The following is a 20,036-nucleotide window of genomic DNA, read 5'->3' as shown; positions in this document are numbered from 1 at the left end:
GGTCCAGAGGGTGTCTCGTGTGCCGGGCCCGGCTCGGACGTCGGTCCTGGCTCAGACGTCGGTCCTGGCCAGCCGGTACGCCGCCCCGGCCAGGGTCAGGGCCACCCAGCCGGCGAAGACGGCGATGCCCGCCCCGGGCGAGAGGGCGTCGGAGGACTGGTGCAGGGCGTACACCGCCTGGCCGGCGTTGCTCGGGAAGTAGGGGCTGAGGGTGTCGTACCAGGAGTCGGGCAGCAGCGAGGCCAGCCCGGGCAGGATCAGCAGGATGCCGACCAGGGACGCGATGGCCCCGGCGGAGTTGCGCAGCAGCACGCCCAGGGCCACGCCGAAGACGGCGACCAGACCGAGGTAGAGACCGGCCCCGGCCAGGCTGCGCAGCACCCCGTCGTCGCCGAGCGACAGGGAGATCTTCTCGCCGTCCAGACCGGGCGAGCCGAGACCGAACGCGGCCAGCGCACCGAGCGTGGTGAGGACCAGGGCGATCGGGCCGAGCACGGCGGCCTTCGCCCACAGCACCGGGAGGCGGCGCGGGACGGCGGTGAGCGTGGACCGGATCATGCCGGTGCTGTACTCGCCCGCCGACAGCAGCACCCCGAGCACGCCCACGGCCAGCGACGCGAAGGTCACGCCGGTCAGGGCCAGGCTGACCGCGTCGCTCGCGCCGCTGCTCCGGCCGGGCGGGCCGCCCGCCGTGGTGCCCGCGCTGTAGGTGTAGCTGGCGATCGTCCCGAACAGGACCAGCAGGAACACGGCGACCGCGAGGGTGATCCAACTGGAGCGCAGCGACCAGAACTTGGCCCACTCCGAGCGCAGCACCCGGCGGCCGGTCACCTTGTACGGCGCCGGGCGGGCGATGGCGATGCTGGTGACGGTCATCAGGCGGCCTTTCGTGCGGTGCCGGCCGGAGCGCTCTGGTACTCGACCACGTCCCGGGTGAGGTCCATGAACGCCGTCTCCAGGGAGACGGCCTGCGGGGTGAGTTCGTACAGCGGTACGCCGTGCAGGGCGGCGATCGTCCCGATCTCCCGGGCGTCCCGGCCCGCGACCAGCAGTTCCTCGGCGGACGAGGAGGTGATCGTGACGTCCGGTCCGGCCAGCAGCGAGCGCAGCTTCGCGGCCTCGCCGGTGACGACCTTCACGCCACCGCCGCCCGCCTCCCGGGTGAAGTCCTCGACCGTGGTGTCCGCGAGCAGCCTGCCCCGGCCGATGATCACCAGATGGTCGGCGATCAGCGCGGTCTCGCTCATCAGGTGCGAGGAGAGCATCACGGCCCGTCCCTCGTCGGCCAGTTGACGCAGCAGGTTGCGGACCCAGAGCACGCCCTCGGGGTCCAGGCCGTTGACCGGTTCGTCGAGCATCACGATCGCCGGGTCGCCGAGCAGCGCCGAGGCGATGCCGAGCCGCTGGCCCATACCGAGCGAGAAGGCGCCGACCCGTTTGCCGGCCACGCTGGTCAGCCCGGCCAGCTCGATGACCTCGTCGACGCGGCTGCGCGGAATGCCGTGCGTGTACGCGAGCGCCAGGAGGTGGTTGGCCGCGCTGCGCCCCGGGTGCACGGACTTGGCCTCCAGGAGGCTGCCGATCTCGTGCAGGGGCGCGGGGTGCCCGGCGTAGGAACGGCCGTTGACGGTGACCGAGCCGTGGGTGGGGGCGTCCAGGCCGACGATCATCCGCATGGTCGTGGACTTGCCCGCGCCGTTGGGGCCGAGGAAGCCGGTCACCTCGCCGGGTTTCACGGTGAAGCTCAGACGGTCGACGACGGTCTTGTCGCTGTAGCGCTTTGTCAGTTCGCGCGCTTCGATCATGGAGCTGGGCCTTCCTGCCTCGCACTCGGCCGCGGTCGGTCTCGTCGCGGTGTCTGCTGTCGAAGGTAGGAGCGGGCGGCGTCCGGACCCTGGGACCCCGGGGGAATCTTCGGCGGGGGACTGGTACCGGGGTACCAATGGCCGGTCATCCCCAGGGGCGACCCTCACGCCCCGGCTTCCCGGCGCCCCGGCGACCCTCACGCCCCGGCGCCCCGGCACTCGGGCGATCGGGCGATGGGGCGATCGGGGGTTCGGGGGTTCGGGGGTTCGGGGGTTCGGGCAATGGTTCATATCTCGCATGGCCATGACCCGGCGGCCGATTCACAGGGGCGGACCGCTTCTGCCGCTCCCCGGTCGCTGCTTCACTCCCTCCCGCCCCCCTGACGTCGATCGCCCCGTGAACAGCCTTGGGGCACAAGGGAGTTCCGCATGTCCACAGAGACCCGGAGGACCAGGGAACCGGCCGGCGCCGAGCGCGGGGTGCCCCTGCGGGCGCGGGTGCGCGCGCTGCTCGTCGTCGCGGGCGTCACCGCCGCCCCGGCGCTGCTCGCGCCCACGGCGGCGCGGGCGGCGGGACGACGGACCAGGACCGTCGCCTCGGGAGAGACCTGGGAGGTCACCGGGATCACCCGCCTCGACGAACTCGTGGTGGCGGAGGGCGCCGTCCTCACCGCCCCCGACGGCCGGATCCTCTCCCTGACCGTGAACGGCGTGGAGACGGGCTCCGCCCTGGACGGCACCTACGGCTGGACCACCGTGATCGCGGCGGGGACATACCGAGGCGATGTGGTCCTCACGCCCGCCGTGGAGCACCTGGAGTCCTTCGCGGGCGCCACCTTCCACCTCCGCCAGGCCGTCTACGTCGGCGCCTCCGGGGTCGTACCGGAGAGCTCGGTACTGTCCGCCGTACGCGGCGGCCGCCTCACCGACGCCTACGCGCGGGGCGTCGACCTCGTCTCCACCGGCGAGGCGTTCAACGGCTTCTTCGTCGCCGACGGCGCCTCCTACGTCGTGGAGCGTCCCCGCATCGGCTTCGACGGCAACGGCCGTCTGGACTTCGCCAGTTACGGCGCCGCCGTCACCGGAGCCGGCGACGGCACCCGTCTGGTGGTGGACGGCGCGGAGATCGACAACCGGGGTTCGGTCCGCACCGGGGTCATCGCCCGCGACGGCGCCCACGTGATCGTCAAGAACTCCCGCATCCACACCCGCGACGGTGTCCTCCCCGCCGACTACCAGCCCGGGTTCGGCGCCGACATGATGACCGTGCCCTGGATGCTGGGGCTCAGCGGCAACGTCCGCGCCACCAACGTCCTCGGCGAGAACACCAGGGCCACCTACATCGGCTCGCACATCTCGTCCGAGGCCTGGGGCGTGCTCTCCACCGACTCGGTCCGCAACTCCCGCCTCACCGCGATCAACAGCAACGTCACCCTCACCGGCGACTCCGGCTACGGCACCTACGCCGACGGCGGCAGCCAGCAGGACGTCTTCCTCGGTACCCGGTTCGACGTGGCCACTTTCGCCGCCATCTCCACCGGGAGCCCGGTCACGTTCGGGGACAGCACCCGGGAAGCGGTGGCCGCGCTCGACGCGGAACTCGATCTCGGGCTCACCGCACAGGAGCTGGCGACCATCGAGCCGAGGCCCTCGGTGGTCGCCTCACGCGGCTTCGGCGTGATGTGGCACAGCGGCGACGGCGGGTCGGTGACCATCGGCGGCTCCACCCGGTTCAGCACCGCCGAGACCATGTTCCTCGACAAGGCCAAGCAGGTCACCATCACCGTGGACGGCTCGGCGGGCGCGCGCCTGCACGCCGGCAACGGCGTCCTCGTCCAGATCATGGAGACCGACGACCCCGGCTCCATGACCGGCACCTACACCGAGCCCACCGGGGACCCGGCCAGGGACACCACCTTCGACGTCACCGCCGAGCACACCAAGGACGCCACCGCCGTCTTCACCGACATCGCGCTGCGCGGCGACTTCTACAACGCCATGCGCACTGGCAAGAACCTGGTCGTCTCCTTCGGGCGCACCCGCGTCGAGGGCGTGATCTCCGCCTCGGCGTCCCGGCACGCCGTGTCCACCATCACCTCGACGGAATGGCAGCAGATCAACCACGTCACCAACACCGCGCGGACGGCGGTCAACAACGGCGTGATCGTGAAGCTGGGCGCGGGATCGGTGTGGACGGTCACCGGCACGTCGTACCTGACGAAGCTGGTCGTCGACGCCGACGCGACGCTCCGGGCGAAGGCCGGCCGGACCCTCACCCTCACCGTCGACGGCACGGTGACCGCCCTCACCCCGGGCACCACCTACACCGGCGCGCTCACCCTCACCCCTGCTTGACCTACTTGAGCGCGGCGAGCGCGATCCGCTCGGCGACCGGGTTCGTGTCCTCCCCCTTCGCGTCGGTCGCGTTGACCGAGTAGACGAGGGTCCGGCTCAGGTCCCGGGTCCCGGCGATGACCGCGCTGTAGCCGTACCGGGACCCCGACTTGACCCAGTACACCCGGCCCTCGTACGCGAAGCGCTGCAGCCCGGCGCTGTAGGTGGCCCCCTCGATGTTCGCCGGGACCGTGAACATCTCCTCCAGCTGCGGTCCCGGCGGCACGATCCGTCCCCGGAAGAGGGAGGTGAGGAGCCGTTCCAGGTCGGCGGTGGTGGAGATCATGTCCCCGGCGGCGAACCGGTCCGCCTGGTTCCACTCCGTGACGTCCACGAACTCCGTCGTCCCGTCGGCCTTCGTCACCTTCTGGTAGCCGTGGTTGTGCGGGCCGCGGATGCGCGGATCGGTGCCCGGGAAGTAGGTGTCCCGCATCCCGGCGGGCCGCAGCACCAGCCGCTCGGCCACCGAGGCGTACGACCGCCCGGTCACCTTCTCGATCAGCAGCCCGAGCACGGTGTAGTTGATGTTGAGGTAGTCCTGCCGGGTGCCCGGCGCGAACTCGGGCCCCTTCGCCACCGCCGACCGCACGACCTGCTGCGGGGTGAGCGTGTCGAAGCGGTGCGCGTACTGCGCCTCGAAGGAGTCGCCCCAGCCGTCGCCCGCCTGGATGCCGCTGGTGTGGTTCAGCAACTGCCTTACCGTGATGGGCCGGAAGGCCGGCGTGAACAGGCCCGGGAGGTAACGCTGGACGGGTCGGTCCAGGTCGATCCTCCCTTGCGCGGCCAGCTTCAGCACGGCCGCCGCGGTCACCACCTTCGTCGTGGAACCGGCGCGGAAGCGGGCGTCCGGGTCCGCCGCCCGGCCGCTCGCCAGGTCGTGCACGCCCGCGCTGCCGCGCCAGACGCCGTCGGTGCCGCCCACCCGGACGAGCGCGGCGGTGGCGTCGGCGTCGGGCAGCCCGGCGATCGCGGCGCGCAACGCGTCCGTGTCCGGGCCGTTGGCGGCAGTGGCGGCAGTGGCGGCAGTGGCGGCAGTGGCGGCAGTGGCGGCAGTGGCGGCGGGCGCCGGGGCGGTGGCGAAGGCGGGGGCGGCCAGCGGTCCGGCCGCGAGGGCCAGGGCGAGGGCGGCGGCAGGTGCGGTGCTCCGGGTGCGGACACGCATGCGTGAGCTCCAGGGGAGGGGATGGGGTGGGGCGACCTGGTCATCCTCCAGGGGTGCGGCGGCCGCCGGATCGTCGGCGAGGAGGGCTGGTGGCCCTGAGCCGTCCCTCAACAACTGGCTCTGAAAATAGGGGAGTTGCAAGGGTTCTGCCCTTAGGGGGGCGCGAGCGGCGGGGAACCGGGAACGAAAAAGTGTTATCCCGGAACCCCGCACTCCGTCTCCACACTGTGATCCCCGACATTGCGAAGGCCACCGCCCCTGCTGAGAGGGTGCGGTTATGAGGACGGACGTGCAGCTGTCGCGGCAGTGGCGGGCCACGGTCGCGGCCGCGCAGGCGGGCGACCGGCGTGCGCTGGACGAACTGGTCGAGGGCTGGCTGCCGTTGGTCTACAACGTGGTCGGTCGCGCCCTCAACGGCCACGCCGACGTGGACGACGTCGTCCAGGAGACCATGCTGCGCGCCGTCGACAACCTCGGCACCCTGCGCGACCCGGACAGCTTCCGGTCCTGGCTGGTGGCCATCGCCATGCGGCAGATCCGGGACCGGGCGCGCCGCAGGCAGGACCGGAAACTGGACGAGGCGGTCCCGGACGGTGCCGCCGACTTCGCCGAACTCACCGTGCTGCGCCTCCAGTTGGCGGGTCAGCGGCGGGAGGTCGCGGAGGCCGTGCGCTGGCTGGACGCCGAGGACCGGCAGCTGGTGTCGCTGTGGTGGCTGGAGGTGTCGGGCGAACTCACCCGGCGCGAACTGGCGGCGGCCGTCGGCATCAGCCGGCAGCACGCCGCCGTCCGCGTCCAGCGGATGAAGGAACGGCTGGAGACCTCGCGCGGCATCGTGCGCGCCCTGGACGGGGCCTGCCCCGAACTGCGCGAGCTGACCGCCCGCTGGGACGGGCGGCCCGACTCCGTCTGGCGCAAGCGGCTGGCCCGGCACATCCGGGGCTGCGGCTACTGCGGCGACACCCGTGACTCCGTCGTACCGGCGGAACGGCTGCTGGTCGGGATCGCCCTGGTGCCGGTCCCGGTCGGGTTCACGCTGGCGCTGGCGCTGGGCGGCAAGACGGCGGCCGCGGCCGGTTCCGCGTCCGCCGGGTGGTCGGCGAAGGTGCTGGGCGCGCTGACCAAACCGGCGGTGGCGGTGACCGCCGGGGCGACGATCGTGGCGGGCGGCGCGTATGTCGTCGTACAGCGGCCGCACGACCCGGCGCCGCGGACCGCGGTGTCGCCGACCGCGGCGGTCACGCGTGCGGTACCGCAGGCGCCGGTGACCACTTCGTCGCCTTCCCCTTCCCCTTCCGCCTCGCCGTCCCCGTCGGCTTCGGCGAGCGCGGCGGTCTACGGCTCGGTCGTCGACGCGGTGGACGCGGCGCCGGACCCGGACGCGAAGCCGGGTGCGTTGCCGCACCGGCCGGAGGGCGGGATCACCAGCAGCGGCGGGGCGCACGCCGTTCTGAACCACCGCGGGGACAGCGTCACCCTCTCCGGGCAGGGCTATGTGCTGGTCCGCTGGCAGATCTCACCGCAGTACCGGGCCGGGAGCCTGGTCATGCCGTCCTGGACCGGGCTGAAGGGGAAGATCTTCCATGTGGCGTCCGGGGGCGGGCGGCGGATGGACGACCGGGTGAGTACGACGGACACGTCCGCGACGGGGATGGGGAACTCGGCGGTGGGGTACGCGGTGCTGCCGTCGGGGGCTCAGCAGATGTGGCAGAACGAGTACTTCTATGTCGACGGCAGCGCGACGTTCACGGTGAACGAGCGGGGGGCCGACTACGGGGTGAGTGTCTTTCCGTCGTCTTGGGACGCGGTGGAGAAGGATGTTCTGTACGGGCCGCCGGACGGGGCGATTCGGTATGGGCTGGTGCGGGATGACGGGGAGGATTCGGCGCCGGTTCCGCAGTATGTGACGCGGTCCGTGCCCAGTGATCCGGCGACTGTGGCTCAGAGGTCGCGGGTCTAGTGCGGGCCGGTGGGGGCTGGTCGCGCCCACGCGGCGGAGCCGCATGTCAAACACAGCCCCGCGCCCCTGACGGGGCGCCTCAGCGCAGGGAGTCGAGAAGGCCCACCCTGTTGGTCGTGATGGAGTCGACGCCCATCTCCAGCAGGCGGCGCATCGAGCGGCGGGTGTCCGGGGTCCAGCAGGAGATCAGGTAGCCGCTGTGGTGGATGTGTTCGACCAGTTCGGGGTCGAGCAGGCTGAAGCGGTAGTTCAGGTAACGGGGGCGGATCGCGGCCAGGAGTGCGGGGCGGACCGGTGCCAGGGTCTTGCGGGTCAGGGCGATCTCGGCGGACGGGTCGGCCGCCCGGACCGCCAGCATCGCGACGGCGTCCCCCGTGTAGTAGACGCGCTCCGCCGCGTCGCACTCCCGTGCCACGGCCACGATCCTCGCCACCGCCCGCTCGCCGGGGTCCCCGGGCAGGTCGAGCATCACCCGGCTGGCCTTCGTCGCCGCCAGCGCCTCGGCGAGGGTCGGGACACCGCCCGCGGTGAGGCCGTGCACCTCGTCCGCCGACAGGGTGCGCAGCGGGCGGTCGTGCTCCCACAAGCGCTTGAGCGTCTCGTCGTGCAGGAGGACGGGAACGCCGTCACGGGTGAGCCGTACGTCGGTCTCCACCGCGTCCGCGCCCCGGCGGAGCGCGGAACGCAGGGAGTCGAGCGTGTTCTCGCGGAAGCGGTAGGGGTCGCCGCGGTGGGCCACGGCGGTCACGGTCTGCATGAGCCCATCGTCTCAGGGCTCCGCACGGGTTCCGCAGGGGCTCGTCAGGGGGCGAGCCACGCCTTCGTGTACGCGTCGATCTCGGCCGAGATCCTCGTCTTGCCCGCCAGGTCCAGGAAGGACGCCTCCACCCCGTTCTTCGCGAGGTCCGCGATGCCGCGCTCGTCCAGGCCGAGGAGGCGGGCGGCGACCGCGTACTCGTTGTTGAGGTCGGTGCCGAACATCGGCGGGTCGTCGGAGTTGACCGTGACCAGGACACCGGCGGCCACGAAGTCCTTGATCGGGTGCTCCTCCAGGGTCCGGACCGCGCGGGTGGCGATGTTGGAGGTCGGGCACACCTCAAGGGCGATGCGGTGCTCGGCCAGGTGGGCGAGGAGCTTCGGGTCCTGCGCGGAGCTGGTGCCGTGGCCGATGCGCTCGGCGCGCAGGTGGGTCAGCGCGTCCCAGACCGTGCCGGGGCCGGTGGTCTCGCCCGCGTGCGGGACGGAGCGCAGGCCGGCCGCGACGGCCCGGTCGAAGTACGGCTTGAACTGCGGCCGGGGCACCCCGATCTCGGGGCCGCCGAGACCGAACGAGACCAGGCCCTCCGGGCGGAGCCGGTCGTCCGTCGCCAGCCGTGCCGTCTCCTCGGCGGCCTCCAGACCCGCCTCGCCGGGGATGTCGAAGCACCAGCGCAGCACCGTGCCGAACTCGGCCTCCGCCGCCTTCCGGGCGTCCTCGATCGCGTCCATGAAGGCCCGCTCGTCGATCCCGCGCCGGGTGGACGAGAACGGGGTGATCGTCAGCTCGGCGTAGCGCACCTGCTGGCGGGCCAGTTCACGGGCCACCTCGTAGGTGAGCAGCCGCACGTCCTCGGGCGTGCGGATCAGGTCGACCACCGACAGATAGACGTCGATGAAGTGGGCGAAGTCCGTGAACGTGAAGTAGTCGGCCAGGGCCTCGGGGTCGGTCGGGACCTTGGAGTCGGGGTGCCGGGCGGCCAGTTCGGACACGATGCGGGGGGAGGCGGAGCCGACGTGGTGGACGTGCAGTTCGGCCTTGGGCAGTCCGGCGATGAAGGCGTGCACATCGCGCGGGGCGGCGGGTTCGGTGTGGCGGTCGGACAAGGGTTCCTCCCCGGAACGGCGCGGGCCGCGTACGGCGGGGTACGGCCGTGGGGCCCTGCGCGGTGATCGGCTGATCGGTGACTCGGGGTCATCGTAGGCCGGGCCGCGGTCCGACCGGGGGCCGGGCCGTAGCATGGCGGCGGCATGCGCGCAGGAGAGGGGACATCGCACGATGGCTGACGAGGTGCCGGAGGCTCCGAAGATACGGCTGGACAAGGGTGAGGGCGTCGGTGAGGGAGCCGGGGCGGCGGCTCCGGTACCGCCGTCGGTCCATGACCAGCGGACGGCCGCGGCGATACCGGGGCCGGGCGGCTCCGCCGACGCACCGGCGCAGGGCTGGGCCAACCCCTTCGCCGCGCCGTCCGGCACGCCCCCGGCTCCGCCGGCGAACCCCTTCGCGGCGCCGGATCCCGCCGCACCGGCGCCCAACCCCTACGCCCCGCCCGCGCCGCAGCAGCCGCAGAGCGCGGCGGTGCCTCCGCCGCCGATCGCCCCGAACGGGCCCGGTCAGGTTCCCTACGGCTACCCCGGGGGCCCTGCTTCCGCCCCGCCCCCGGCGGGATACGGCTATCCCGGCCAGCCGCTGCCGTCGTATCCGGCGGCCGGGCCCGGGGGGTACGGCGGGTGGCCCGGGATGCAGCCGGCGCCCGACAACGGGCTGGGGACGGCCGCCATGGTGACCGGGATCATCAGTGCGATCGGGTTCTGTGTGGCGCCGGTCGCGCTGGTGATGGGGGTACTGGCCATCGTGTTCGGGTCGATCGGGCGGGCCCGGGTGAAGCGGGGCGCGGCGACGAACGGTGGGCAGGCGCTGGCCGGGATCATCTGCGGGTCGGCGGGGCTGGTGCTTGCCGCGGCGTTCATCACGCTGATCGTGGTGGCGGGGAGCCAGGGGAGCCAATAGAGGGCCGTTGTCCGGGTGCGGCCCGGTGGGGGCTGGTCGCGCCCACGCGGCGGAGCCGCGTATGGATACAGCCCCGCGCCCCTCAGGCAGGGCCGGTCCCGTCCGCCAGAAGCTGCTCCCGCGCCTCCATCAACGCGAACCCCAACAGGTTCAGCCCCCTCCACCGCGCCGGATCCTGCGCCCCCGCATCCGTCGCCGTCAGGCCGATCCCCCAGACGCGGTCCACCGGGCTCGCCTCCACCAGGACCCGGTCGCCGGTTCCCAGGAGAAAGTCCCGTAGCTCGGGCTCGGCGGCGAACTTGTGCACGCTGCCCTCGGTCACGATGCCGAAGCGCTCCCGCTCCCATATCGCCTCGTCGAAGCCCCGGACCAGTCGGCCCGCCTTCTTCGCCTCGGCGGGGTGACCCGCCGCCAGGACCGCCCGCTCCGCCTCCGCGTCCCCGAAGAGCCGGGCCTTTCCTGCCATCATCCAGTGCTCGGCGGTCGCGTACTCCACACCCTCGACCACGAAGCGTGACGGCCACCACTGGCTCAGGCAGCTCGCCGATACCTGCCCGTCGGGCCGCGGCCGGTGCCCCCAGAAGTGCAGGTACTTGATCCTGGCCCCCGCCCGGACCGCCCTGATCAGGGCCTCCACAGAATCGATCTTCGCCATGCACGCCAGTCTGGCAGCCACCACTGACACTCCGTCCTGCCCGCGCTGCGGAGCAGCATGTCGATTGCAGCCGCTGCCGACTCGACACCTGGTCGACAGATTCCGTCGCGTAACCAAAAGGCAACAACGGAATCACTTGTTGGTCGCCCCTTGCTCTGTCAGGATCGGCAGTCAAATCGAGCTGGAGCTACGCCACCCGCCTCTCGGGACGGGGTGACGGCGGAGGAGAAGCGACATGGACAACCCGGGCACCGCCACCCCGGAGACCTTCCCCGCGCAGGAGCGGCTCGCGGACGGCGCGCAGTACATCGCGGGACGGTTCGCCAAGGGCACGTCGGGCCGTAAGCACACCGTCGTCGACCCGGCCACCGGCGTGGACGTGTACACGTACGAGCTGGCCGGCACGGAGGACGTCGACCGGGCTGTGGCCGCCGCGCGGGACGCCTTTCCCGGCTGGGCCGCCACCACTCCCGGCGACCGCTCGGACGCGCTGCACCGGTTCGCCGCCGTGCTCGCCGACCGCGCCGAGGAGTTCGCCCGCGCCGAGTCCCTCCAGTGCGGCAAGCCCCTGAAGCTCACGCGCGAGTTCGACGTACCGGGGACCATCGACAACATCGCGTTCTTCGCGGGGGCCGCCCGGCATCTGCAAGGACAGGCCGCCGCCGAGTACTCCGGCGACCACACCTCTTACATCCGCCGCGAGCCCATCGGTGTCGTCGGCTCCATCGCGCCCTGGAACTATCCGCTCCAGATGGCCGCCTGGAAGATCCTCCCGGCGATCGCCGCCGGAAACACCATCGTCCTCAAGCCGGCCGAGCTGACCCCGCTGACCTCGCTGCTCTTCGCCGAGGCCGCCACCCTCGCCGGTATCCCCGACGGTGTCATCAACATCGTCACCGGGACCGGGAAGGAGGCCGGCGAGCACCTCGTCGGGCACCCCGACGTGGCCATGACCTCCTTCACGGGGTCCACCGGCGTCGGCAAGCGGGTAGCCGAGGTCGCCACCGCGACCGTCAAGCGGCTGCACCTGGAGCTCGGCGGCAAGGCGCCCTTCGTGGTCTTCGACGACGCGGATCTGGAAGCGGCCGTGCACGGGGCCGTGGCCGGTTCGCTCATCAACACCGGGCAGGACTGCACCGCCGCCACGCGCGCGTACGTGCAGCGGCCGCTCTACGAGGCGTTCGTCGAGCGCACGGCCGCCCTGATGGAGACCGTGCGGCTCGGGAACCCCTTCGCTCCCGGTACCGACCTCGGGCCGCTGATCTCGCACGCCCAGCGGGACCGGGTCGCCGGGTTCGTGGAGCGGGCGCGCGGCTACGCGCGCGTGGTGACCGGCGGGGAGGCTCCCGGAGGGGAGTTGAAGAGCGGTGCGTACTACCGGCCGACCCTGGTCGCCGACGCGCCGCAGGACAGCGAGATCGTCCAGTCCGAGATCTTCGGTCCGGTGCTGGTCGTTCTGCCGTTCGACAGTGATGATGAGGGCATCCGGCTGGCCAACGACACCCCGTACGGTCTGGCCGCCTCCGCGTGGACCAGCGGCGTCTACCGGGCGGGCCGCGCGACCCGCGAGATCAAGGCGGGGTGCGTGTGGGTCAACGACCACATTCCGATCATCAGCGAGATGCCGCACGGCGGCTACAAGGCATCCGGCTTCGGCAAGGACATGTCGACGTACTCGTTCGAGGAGTACACGCAGGTCAAGCACGTTATGTTCGACAATACGGCGGTGGCGCGGAAGGACTGGCACCGCACGATCTTCGGGGACCGATAGTCACAGCTCCGGCCGCTGACCCCGGCCACCTTCCCGAAAGGGCATCACACGTATGAGGCAGTACGAGCCCGACCGCCTGACACCGGTCGAAGTGGCCGCCATGCGGCGCAGCCTCCGTAACGGCCGGGCCGCCATGACCCGACGGTCGCTGCTCGGCGGCGCGCTCGCGGTGGGCGGCGTCGGGGCGCTGAGCGCCTGCGGCATCCCCGCGGCCGGCAAGTCCCAGGGCGGGGTCTCCGCCGACGACCACTCGGCCACGGAGAAGGTCGTCAACTTCTCCAACTGGCCCGAGTACATCGACGTGGACGACAGCGGGAAGAACCACCCGACGCTGGACGCGTTCCGCAAGCGGACCGGCATCACGGTGAAGTACACCGAGGACATCAACGACAACGACGAGTTCTTCGGCAAGATCCAGCCGCAGCTCGCCGCCGGCCAGGACACCGGCCGGGACCTGATCGTCCTCACCGACTGGCTGGCCGCCCGCATGATCAGGCTCGGCTACGTCCAGAAACTGGACGCGTCGAACCTGCCGCATGCCTTCGCCAACCTGTCGGACCAGTTCCGCAGCCCCGACTGGGACCCGGGCCGGGCCTACTCGTACCCCTGGCAGGGCATCTCGACCGTCATCGCGTACAACAAGAAGGCGCTCGACGGCGTCGAGGTGAAGACGGTCTCCGACCTTCTCGACAACCCCAAGCTCAAGGGCCGCGTCGGCTTCCTGACCGAGATGCGCGACAGCATCGGCATGACCATGCTCGACATGGGCAAGGACCCGGCGAAGTTCACCGACGACGACTACGACGCCGTCATCGCCCGCCTCCAGAAGGCCGTCGACAAGGGCCAGATCCGCCGCTTCACCGGCAACGACTACACGTCCGACCTCTCCAAGGGCGACTTCGCCGCCTGTATCGCCTGGGCCGGCGACATCGTGCAGCTGCAGGCCGACAGTCCGGACGTCGGCTATGTCATCCCCGACAGCGGCTACATGACGTCGACCGACAACATGCTGATCCCGAACAAGGCGCGTCACAAGACGAACGCCGAGCGGCTCATGGACTTCTACTACGAGCTCGAACCGGCCGCTGAACTCGCCGCCTACATCAACTACGTGAGTCCGGCCGCGGGCGTGCAGCCCTACCTTGCCAAGATCGACAAGTCGGCGGCCAGCAACCCGCTGATCGTTCCCGACAAGGCCATGCAGGCCAGGTCCCACGCCTTCCGCTCGCTGAGCTCGAAGGAAGAGACGGCCTACCAGCAGAAGTTCGCGAAGCTCACAGGGGCGTGACGACACCATGACGACAGACAACAGCGGCGACGTCCGCCTCACCAGCATCGGCAAGACCTACGACAACGGCTTCACCGCCGTACAGCCGATGGACCTGACCGTGCCGCAGGGCTCCTTCTTCGCCCTCCTCGGAGCCTCCGGCTGCGGCAAGACCACCACCCTGCGCATGATCGCGGGCCTCGAGGAGCCGACCAGCGGCACCGTGCACCTCGGCGACCAGGACGTGACCCATCTGCCGCCGTACAAGAGGCCGGTGAACACGGTCTTCCAGTCGTACGCCCTCTTCCCGCACCTCGACATCTTCGAGAACGTCGCCTTCGGTCTGCGCCGGCGCGGCATCAAGAGCGTGAAGAAGCAGGTCGAGGACATGCTGGAGCTGGTCCAGCTGGGCGAGCAGGCGCGCAAGAAGCCGCACCAGCTCTCCGGTGGCCAGCAGCAGCGGGTCGCCGTGGCCCGCGCGCTCATCAACCACCCGAAGGTGCTCCTCCTCGACGAGCCGCTCGGCGCCCTCGACCTCAAGCTGCGCCGGCAGATGCAGCTGGAGCTCAAGCGGATCCAGACCGAGGTCGGCATCACCTTCGTCCATGTCACGCACGACCAGGAGGAGGCCATGACCATGGCCGACACGGTCGCCGTGATGAACGCGGGACGCGTCGAGCAGCTCGGCTCGCCGGCCGACCTCTACGAGAACCCGAACACCACCTTCGTCGCCAACTTCCTCGGCACCTCGAACCTGATCGAGGCCGAGGTCGACACGAAGAACGGGGACGACATCATCCTCAAGGCCGGTGGCGGGAAGCTGGTGCTGCCCGAGGCGCGATGTTCGGCGCCGACCACGACCGGCGGCAAGGTGCTGGTCGGGGTCCGGCCGGAGAAGATCTCCCTCACGCACGCGGACGACGCGGGTTCCATCCCCGAGGGCCGCAACCGCATCACCGGCAAGGTCGCCGACGCCAGTTTCATCGGTGTCTCCACGCAGTACGTCATCGACAGCGCGGTCTGCCCCGAGTTCGCGGTGTACGTACAGAACGTCGAGCGCGACGGACGGCTCGTCCCCGGTGCCGACGTCGTCATGCACTGGAGCCCGGCCCACACCTTCGGTCTGGACGCCGCTCAGGACATCGACGCCGGCACCGAGGAGGAGGCCGCCTGATGGCCACGCTCTCCGAGGCGCCGCCGCCGCTGGCGGCCGCCGAACCCGAGACGAAGAAGCCCGCGCGCAGGCGCGGCAAGTGGACCCCCTACTGGCTGCTGCTGCCCGGCATCCTCTGGCTGGTCGTCTTCTTCGCGCTGCCGATGATCTACCAGGGGTCCACGTCGATCCAGACGGGCTCCCTGGAAGAGGGCTACAAGGTCACCTGGCACTTCGTGACCTACTGGGACGCGCTGAGCGAGTACTGGCCGCAGTTCCTCAGGTCCGTCTTCTACGCCGCCGCGGCCACGGTCCTGTGCCTGCTGCTCGGCTACCCGCTGGCCTACCTCATCGCCTTCCGCGCCGGCCGCTGGCGGAACCTGATCATGATCCTGGTGATCGCGCCGTTCTTCACCAGCTTCCTGATCCGCACCCTGGCCTGGAAGACGATCCTCGCCGACAACGGCCCCGTCGTGCACGTCCTGAACTCGCTGCACATCCTGAGCGTCACCGACTTCCTCGGCTGGACGGCCGGCGACCGCGTGCTGGCCACACCGCTGGCCGTCGTCTGCGGTCTGACGTACAACTTCCTGCCGTTCATGATCCTGCCGCTCTACACCTCGCTGGAGCGGATCGACGGACGGCTGCACGAGGCGGCCGGCGACCTGTACGCCAAGCCGTGGACGACGTTCCGGAAGGTCACCTTCCCGCTGTCGATGCCGGGCGTGGTCTCCGGCACGCTGCTGACCTTCATCCCGGCGGCCGGTGACTACGTCAACGCCGAACTCCTCGGCTCGACCGACACCCGCATGATCGGAAACGTGATCCAGACGCAGTTCCTGCGGATCCTGGACTACCCGACGGCGGCCGCGCTCTCCTTCATCCTCATGGCCTCGATCCTCGCCATGGTCACCATCTACATTCGCCGGTCCGGGACGGAGGACCTGGTCTAAATGCCCTTCGTCAACTGGCTCAAGAAGCGTCTCGTCGTCATCGCGGGACTGCTGACCCTCGGATATCTCCTGCTTCCGAACGTCATCGTCACGGTGTTCTCCTTCAACAAACCGAAGGGGCGCTTCAACTACGAATGGCAGCAGTTCTCACTGGACGCCTGGAAGCAGCCGTGCGGGGTCGCCGACATGTGCGGCTCGCTCTCCATCAGCCTCCGGATCGCCGCCCTGGCGACGATCGGCGCCACCGTGCTCGGCACGATGATCGCCTTCGCGCTGGTCCGCTACCGGTTCCGGGCCCGCGGCGCGGTGAACTCGCTGATCTTCCTGCCGATGGCGATGCCCGAGGTCGTGATGGCGGCCTCGCTGCTCACCCTGTTCCTCAACATGGGCGCCCAGCTGGGCTTCTACACCATCCTGATCGCCCACATCATGTTCTGCCTCAGCTTCGTCGTCACCGCGGTCAAGGCGCGCGTGATGTCGATGGACCCGCGCCTGGAGGAGGCGGCCCGCGACCTCTACGCCGGACCGGTGCAGACGTTCGTCAGGGTCACCCTCCCCATCGCGGCCCCCGGAATCGCGGCGGGCGCGCTGCTCTCCTTCGCGCTCTCCTTCGACGATTTCATCATCACCAATTTCAACGCGGGCTCCACCGTCACCTTCCCCATGTTCGTCTGGGGTTCGGCACAGCGCGGCACGCCCGTCCAGATCAATGTCATCGGTACGGCCATGTTCCTGGTCGCCGTACTGTTCGTCCTGGCCTCGATGGTCATCAACAACCGCCGCAACAGGCAAAAGGCATAACGGCACACGGCACCAAGGCATTGCCGAGAAGAACTCTGTAGGGAGTTGAAATCATGGCCCCGAGCGCCATGAGCCGACAGGCAGACTGGACCAAGTCTCTCTCCGAAGCGCAGCCGGTCCCGTACTGGCTGGAAGACCCCGGCAAGCCCCACCCCGAGCCCGCGCTGACCGGCGCCGACACCTGCGACCTGCTGGTCGTCGGCGGCGGCTACAGCGGACTGTGGACCGCGCTCAACGCCAAGGAGCGCGACCCCGGGCGCGAGGTGGTCCTGCTGGAAGGCCATGAGGTGGGCTGGGCCGCCTCGGGCCGCAACGGCGGCTTCTGCGCCGCCTCCCTCACCCACGGGCTGCCCAACGGCCTCGCCCGCTGGCCCGAGGAGATCCACCGACTTCAGGAGCTGGGCCGGCGCAACCTCGACGAGATCGAGGCCGCCGTCGCCCGGCACGGCATCGACTGCGAGTTCGAGCGCACCGGCGAGGTCGACGTCGCGACCGAGACCTACCAGGCCTGGGAACTGCGCGACTGGCACCAGCAGCTGGAGCAGCGGGGCCTCGCCGACGGCATCGAGTTCCTCGACGCCGACGCGGTGCGCGCACAGGTGAACTCGCCGACCTTCGAGGCGGGCCTGTGGGACCGCCGGGGCGTGGCCATGCTCAACCCGGCCAAGCTCGCCTGGGGCCTCAAGCAGGCCTGCCTCGCGCTGGGCGTGCGGGTGTACGAGCACACCCCCGCCCTCGCCCTGAAGGCCTACGGTGCCGGGATGGCCGTACGCACCCCGTACGGGGCGGTCCGCGCCCGGCAGGTCGCGCTCGCCACCAACATCTTCCCGAGCCTGCTCAAGCGGGTCCGCGCCTACACCGTCCCGGTCTACGACTACGCCCTGATGACCGAGCCGCTCACCGCCGAGCAGCTCGGCGCGATCGGCTGGAAGAACCGGCAGGGCCTCGGCGACTCCGCCAACCAGTTCCACTACTTCCGGCTGTCCGCCGACAACCGCATCCTGTGGGGCGGCTACGACGCCATCCACCACTACGGCGGCCGGGTGCGCCGCGAGTACGACGACCGCCCCGAGACCTACGCCAAGCTCGCCGAGCACTTCTTCACCTGCTTCCCGCAGCTGGAGGGCGCCCGCTTCACGCATGCCTGGGGCGGTGCGATCGACACCTGCTCCCGCTTCTCGGCGTTCTTCGGCACCGCGCACCAGGGGAAGGTGGCGTACGCGGCGGGCTACACCGGACTCGGCGTCGGCGCCACCCGGTTCGGCGCCGACGTGATGCTGGACCTGCTGGCGGGGGAGGAGACCGAGCGCACCCGCCTGGAGATGGTCCGCAAGAAGCCGCTGCCGTTCCCGCCCGAGCCGTTCGCCTGGACGGGCATCGCCCTCACCAAGTGGTCCCTGGCCCGCGCCGACGCCCACGGCGGGCGTCGCAACCTGTGGCTCAGGGCGATGGACCGGCTGGGGCTGGGCTTCGACAGCTGAGTCCATTCGGAGCCGATCCCGTTTGCAGTGTGAGCCAGGTCACTTCAGTCGGTCGGTGAAACCCGCGTAATGCCCCTCGGAGACCTCCCTCTCTTCCCGTGACGCGACGCCCGCGTCGACGAGTGAGATGGGGAGGTCTTCTGATGACTGGGGCGAAGACGGCGGTCGAATGGCTGGCATCCGTCGCACCGGATCCCGAGGCCTGCCGCTGGGAATGGGAGCGCAACCCGCTAGGGGTCGCGCTGCTGCCCGCCGGCAGGGCCTGGGACGTACTGATCCTGCCGGGCGAGCTCGGCTATCCGACCCTCGACGTGCTCACCCGCGTCCTCGACCAGCCGGGGCCCGTCCTGGTCGACTTCGGGGACAACCGGGTGGGCTTCTTCGTGCCGCCCGGCACGGCCGCCCGGTGGCTCGGCACCGGGATCCGCACGGCGGGGGCCGGCACCTGGATCGTCGTGCCGCATCCCGGGCGGTCCACCCAGGGGGTGCGGTGGCTGGTGGTGCCGGACGGGTCGGGGACGCTGACGGATCCGGCGCTGCTGGAGCTGGCCATGCATGAGGCGGCGGCGGGGTTGGCTGACGACTGAGCGCCGTGTCGGTCACTCGCACGGGTGATGTTGATCGAAGGCGTGCGCAGGACGGGAACGGAGTGGCTAGTTTCGTGGCATGTCACGTTTCCGGCTGTACCCGACGCCCGTGCAGGAGCAGCAGATGCTGCTGCACTGCGCGCACGCCCGGTACGTGTGGAACCTGGCGGTGGAGCAGCACGCGCGCTGAAGGACTTCGCCGCAGCCAGGAATGCGCGCTTCGCCTCGGGATTCGGTGAGCCGACCTGGCGCAGGAAGCACGTGCACGAGGGCTTCAGGGGCATCGGCACGGACCGTGTCCCGGAGTTCGAGCCGGACGGCAGCCCGAGGCTGAACGCCGGGGGCAGGCAGGTCATGGGCCGTTCGGTCGTGGTGCAGAGGCTGAACCGGCGGTGGGCGCGGGTGAAGGTGCCCGGCTGCGGCTGGGTGCGATTCCGCCTCACCCGTGTCGAACTGCCCGCCGCGAAGACGTTCCGGGTCACCTTCCGCAACGGGCAGTGGCATATTGCGTTCGCTGTCCTCCCTGAGCCGATCGACGCGCCGACGACGGGCGAGGTCATTGGGGTCGACCGGGGCGTGACCATCACGGCCGCTCTGTCCGACGGCCGGAAACTGAACTGCCCGCAGCTCACGGTCAAGGAGCGCGCGCAGATCCGCAAGCACCAGCGGCGTGCGGTACGCGCCCCGAAGGGCAGTGTGGCCAGGGCCGCCGAGCACGCGAAGGTCGCACGGCTGAAGGCGCGCGAGGCGAATCGGCGCAAGGACTGGTGCGAGAAGACCAGCACGATGCTCGCCAGGTCGTATGGCCTGGTGCGGTTCGAGAAGCTGAACATCAAGAGCATGACCCGCTCGGCGAAGGGAACCGTCGAGCAGCCCGGCAAGAACGTCCGGCAGAAGGCCGGGTTGAATCGGGGGATCCTCGCTCAGGGGTGGGGCCTACTGAGGCGTCGCACTGAGCAGAAGGCGCCCGGTCGGGTCGAGGATGTTCCCGCGCCTTACACGAGTCTGCGGTGCAGTGCCTGCTGGGGGCACCTCCCACGCCCTTGAGGCAGTGGGGGAGGATCGAGAAGAAGTCGCGCAGGAGCCAAGCCGACTTCGTCTGCGTGTCCTGCGGGTTCACCTGCAACGCCGATGAGAACGCAAGCATCAACGTCGCGGCAGGACAGGGCGGGATCCCCCGCCCCCGGCGAACCGCCGGTGCCGGAGGGGTGACAGCGGCCACCAGTCGTTCGAGCGCCCGTGAACCTCAACCCGCCTGGGTTGGAATCCCCCTCTTTTAA

The 20,036-nt window shown here is 70.7% G+C and carries 19 protein-coding genes; 13 read left to right on the top strand and 6 right to left on the bottom strand.

Annotation, left to right across the window (positions count from 1 at the left end; genetic code table 11):
• Positions 1–51: 51 nt before the first annotated feature.
• Together ACFWPS_RS14975 and ACFWPS_RS14970 are read right to left on the bottom strand one after the other, a co-directional pair.
• Positions 52–876, bottom strand: coding sequence for an ABC transporter permease (locus ACFWPS_RS14975; RefSeq protein WP_383704920.1), 825 nt, complete (start codon positions 874–876; stop codon positions 52–54).
• Complete coding sequence (locus ACFWPS_RS14970; protein ID WP_383704918.1) at positions 876–1,805, bottom strand: ABC transporter ATP-binding protein; 930 nt, start codon at positions 1,803–1,805, stop codon at positions 876–878. The genes ACFWPS_RS14975 and ACFWPS_RS14970 overlap by 1 nt, the downstream gene beginning before the upstream one ends.
• Positions 1,806–2,234: 429 nt before the next feature.
• Between ACFWPS_RS14970 and ACFWPS_RS14965 the strand changes: the two genes are divergently transcribed.
• Positions 2,235–4,160 (top strand): hypothetical protein, encoded by a 1,926-nt coding sequence (locus ACFWPS_RS14965; RefSeq protein WP_383704915.1) that lies wholly within the window; start codon positions 2,235–2,237, stop codon positions 4,158–4,160.
• A 1-nt stretch (position 4,161) separates the two neighbouring features.
• Here ACFWPS_RS14965 and ACFWPS_RS14960 read toward each other — a convergent pair whose 3' ends face one another.
• On the bottom strand, positions 4,162–5,361 hold the full coding sequence (locus ACFWPS_RS14960) for a serine hydrolase domain-containing protein (protein WP_383704913.1): 1,200 nt from the start codon (positions 5,359–5,361) through the stop codon (positions 4,162–4,164).
• A gap of 277 nt (positions 5,362–5,638) precedes the next feature.
• On the opposite strand from ACFWPS_RS14960, the gene ACFWPS_RS14955 reads away from it, so the two are divergent.
• On the top strand, positions 5,639–7,321 hold the full coding sequence (locus ACFWPS_RS14955; protein ID WP_383704911.1) for an RNA polymerase sigma factor: 1,683 nt from the start codon (positions 5,639–5,641) through the stop codon (positions 7,319–7,321).
• 79 nt (positions 7,322–7,400) lie between these two features.
• On the opposite strand, the gene ACFWPS_RS14950 is transcribed toward ACFWPS_RS14955, so the two are convergent.
• Together ACFWPS_RS14950 and ACFWPS_RS14945 are read right to left on the bottom strand one after the other, a co-directional pair.
• Positions 7,401–8,078: a glycerophosphodiester phosphodiesterase gene (locus ACFWPS_RS14950; protein WP_383704909.1), complete on the bottom strand. Its 678-nt coding sequence runs from the start codon at positions 8,076–8,078 to the stop codon at positions 7,401–7,403.
• Positions 8,079–8,122: 44 nt separating this feature from the next.
• Positions 8,123–9,319 (bottom strand): adenosine deaminase, encoded by a 1,197-nt coding sequence (locus tag ACFWPS_RS14945; RefSeq protein ID WP_383704907.1) that lies wholly within the window; start codon positions 9,317–9,319, stop codon positions 8,123–8,125.
• 37 nt (positions 9,320–9,356) lie between these two features.
• Between ACFWPS_RS14945 and ACFWPS_RS14940 the strand changes: the two genes are divergently transcribed.
• A complete protein-coding gene (locus ACFWPS_RS14940) occupies positions 9,357–10,088 on the top strand; it encodes a DUF4190 domain-containing protein (RefSeq protein ID WP_383704905.1) in 732 nt (243 codons plus the stop codon).
• 82 nt (positions 10,089–10,170) lie between these two features.
• Here the strand turns inward: ACFWPS_RS14940 and ACFWPS_RS14935 are convergent, their stop codons facing one another.
• A complete protein-coding gene (locus tag ACFWPS_RS14935; protein ID WP_383704904.1) occupies positions 10,171–10,743 on the bottom strand; it encodes an NADAR family protein in 573 nt (190 codons plus the stop codon).
• 235 nt (positions 10,744–10,978) lie between these two features.
• Here ACFWPS_RS14935 and ACFWPS_RS14930 point away from each other — a divergent pair, with 235 nt between their 5' ends.
• From ACFWPS_RS14930 to ACFWPS_RS14885, 10 genes are all read left to right on the top strand, one after another.
• The gene (locus tag ACFWPS_RS14930; RefSeq protein ID WP_383704902.1) at positions 10,979–12,514 is read left to right on the top strand and encodes a gamma-aminobutyraldehyde dehydrogenase; all 1,536 of its coding nucleotides are present in this window, start codon (positions 10,979–10,981) and stop codon (positions 12,512–12,514) included.
• 52 nt (positions 12,515–12,566) lie between these two features.
• Positions 12,567–13,802 carry a PotD/PotF family extracellular solute-binding protein gene (locus ACFWPS_RS14925; RefSeq protein ID WP_383704900.1) on the top strand — a complete coding sequence of 412 codons (1,236 nt, stop codon included), beginning with the start codon at positions 12,567–12,569 and terminating at the stop codon, positions 13,800–13,802.
• A gap of 7 nt (positions 13,803–13,809) precedes the next feature.
• A complete protein-coding gene (locus tag ACFWPS_RS14920) occupies positions 13,810–14,955 on the top strand; it encodes an ABC transporter ATP-binding protein (protein ID WP_383704898.1) in 1,146 nt (381 codons plus the stop codon).
• Positions 14,955–15,887: an ABC transporter permease gene (locus tag ACFWPS_RS14915; RefSeq protein WP_383704896.1), complete on the top strand. Its 933-nt coding sequence runs from the start codon at positions 14,955–14,957 to the stop codon at positions 15,885–15,887. Before ACFWPS_RS14920 ends, ACFWPS_RS14915 begins: the two co-directional genes overlap by 1 nt.
• The gene (locus tag ACFWPS_RS14910) at positions 15,888–16,688 is read left to right on the top strand and encodes an ABC transporter permease (RefSeq protein ID WP_383704894.1); all 801 of its coding nucleotides are present in this window, start codon (positions 15,888–15,890) and stop codon (positions 16,686–16,688) included.
• Positions 16,689–16,741: 53 nt separating this feature from the next.
• Positions 16,742–18,169 carry an NAD(P)/FAD-dependent oxidoreductase gene (locus ACFWPS_RS14905; protein ID WP_383704892.1) on the top strand — a complete coding sequence of 476 codons (1,428 nt, stop codon included), beginning with the start codon at positions 16,742–16,744 and terminating at the stop codon, positions 18,167–18,169.
• Between the two features lie 143 nt (positions 18,170–18,312).
• Entirely contained in the window at positions 18,313–18,756 is a 444-nt protein-coding gene (locus ACFWPS_RS14900) for a hypothetical protein (RefSeq protein WP_383704890.1), read from the top strand.
• 79 nt (positions 18,757–18,835) lie between these two features.
• On the top strand, positions 18,836–18,946 hold the full coding sequence (locus ACFWPS_RS14895) for a helix-turn-helix domain-containing protein (RefSeq protein ID WP_383704888.1): 111 nt from the start codon (positions 18,836–18,838) through the stop codon (positions 18,944–18,946).
• A complete protein-coding gene (locus ACFWPS_RS14890) occupies positions 18,913–19,803 on the top strand; it encodes an RNA-guided endonuclease InsQ/TnpB family protein (RefSeq protein WP_383704886.1) in 891 nt (296 codons plus the stop codon). The genes ACFWPS_RS14895 and ACFWPS_RS14890 overlap by 34 nt, the downstream gene beginning before the upstream one ends.
• Positions 19,767–20,036: a zinc ribbon domain-containing protein gene (locus ACFWPS_RS14885; RefSeq protein ID WP_383704884.1), complete on the top strand. Its 270-nt coding sequence runs from the start codon at positions 19,767–19,769 to the stop codon at positions 20,034–20,036. Before ACFWPS_RS14890 ends, ACFWPS_RS14885 begins: the two co-directional genes overlap by 37 nt.

This window comes from Streptomyces sp. NPDC058457, assembly GCF_042720695.1.
GTDB lineage: Bacteria > Actinomycetota > Actinomycetes > Streptomycetales > Streptomycetaceae > Streptomyces.
This window is presented reverse-complemented; position numbering and strand designations above follow the sequence as displayed.